General features: G+C 66.2%; 2 protein-coding genes. One reads left to right on the top strand and one right to left on the bottom strand.

Annotation, left to right across the window (positions count from 1 at the left end; all coding sequences use genetic code 11):
* Positions 1-85 precede the first annotated feature (85 nt).
* Complete coding sequence (locus RA21_RS21445) at positions 86-589, bottom strand: GNAT family N-acetyltransferase (RefSeq protein WP_052257742.1); 504 nt, start codon at positions 587-589, stop codon at positions 86-88.
* A gap of 135 nt (positions 590-724) precedes the next feature.
* Between RA21_RS21445 and recR the strand changes: the two genes are divergently transcribed.
* Positions 725-1,313 (top strand): recombination mediator RecR (gene recR, locus RA21_RS21440; protein WP_039152559.1); only part of this gene is annotated, 589 nt, incomplete at its 3' end.

The following is a 1,313-nucleotide window of genomic DNA, read 5'->3' as shown; positions in this document are numbered from 1 at the left end:
CCAAGGACATCAAGCTGCCGTTCTAAGAACCGGCAAGCAGATAGCGAAAAGGCGGCCCGTCAGGTGCCGCCTTTTCTTTTCCGCCTCAGCCCGTCTCGAGCCGGAACTTCAAAAAGCGCCGGCCCTCGTATTGCACCTCCCCGGTCAGCACCGCCCCCAGCCGCATCAGCGGCCGCAGGTGCCGCCGCGTCGGCGGCAGCAAGAAGGTGACAAAGGGAATGCGCGGATCCTGGCAGGCAAACGCCAATGCCTTGCGCGCGATGGCAGGGCCAAGGCCAAAGCAGTCCGGGCGCAGCACCAGGCCGAAATCCCACTCTGCGCCTTCTTTCTGGAACCCGCCCCAGCCGAGGTAATCTTCCCCGCGCAAAAACGCCCAATGGCCCAGCCCGTCGCGCTGCCAGCAGGCCTCCTTGGCCGCCACGAAATCCTTGGCCGCCTCCTCATCCCAAGCCCCTGCCAGCAACGGCATATGCTCGGCCATCCGCGGGTCTGACATGTGGCGGGCAATCTCCTGCGGCGGCACCTCCGTCAGCCGGCCAAAATACAGCTGGGGAGTTTCTCCTGCGTCTCGCGCTATCCCGTCGCCCATCCCGAACCCTCCGCCTTTCCAGGCGAGGCATACCCCTGGGCGCCGGAAAAACAAACCCCGAACATTTTACCGCGCGGCCCTTGCGCTCCGCGGTCCCGGGTGGCCTATATGGCAAGGAACCTTAAGGCCCGCGGCATGATCAAGAACTCTACCACCAACATCGAAGACCTGATTGCCCTGATGGCCAAGCTGCCGGGGCTGGGGCCGCGCTCGGCTCGGCGCGCGGTGCTGCATCTGATCCGCAAGCGGGCGCTGCTGCTGACCCCGCTGGCGGATGTGATGAGCGAAGTCGCGGCGACCGCCCGCGAATGCCTCAACTGCGGCAATGTCGGCACCAGCGAGATCTGCCCGATCTGCACCGACGAGGTCCGCGGCAACGGCGAGCTGTGCGTGGTCGAGGATGTGGCCGACCTCTGGGCGATGGAACGCTCAGGCGTGTTCAAGGGCCGCTACCATGTGCTCGGCGGCACGCTCTCCGCGCTGGACGCGGTGGGCCCGGAGGATCTGCGCATCCCGCGGCTGATCGACCGCGTGGCGACCGAGGGAGTCCGCGAGGTGATCCTGGCGCTGAATGCCACCATCGACGGCCAGACCACGGCGCATTACATCGCCGACCAACTGCAGGGACAGGTGAAGCTCACCTCCCTGGCGCAGGGCGTGCCGATCGGCGGTGAGCTGGATTATCTGGACGACGGCACAATTTCCGCCGCGATGCAGGCCCGCA

The sequence above is a fragment of the Leisingera sp. ANG-DT genome, from assembly GCF_000813785.1.
Taxonomy (GTDB): domain Bacteria; phylum Pseudomonadota; class Alphaproteobacteria; order Rhodobacterales; family Rhodobacteraceae; genus Leisingera.
Note: the sequence above shows the minus strand (reverse complement) of the source record. Positions and strands in the feature narration are given on the sequence as shown.

What these genes read in the sequence shown, in the direction of transcription:
- RA21_RS21445 (WP_052257742.1), bottom strand. Translation starts at nt 589, where the DNA reads ATGGGCGACGGGATAGCGCGAGACGCAGGAGAAACTCCCCAGCTGTAT.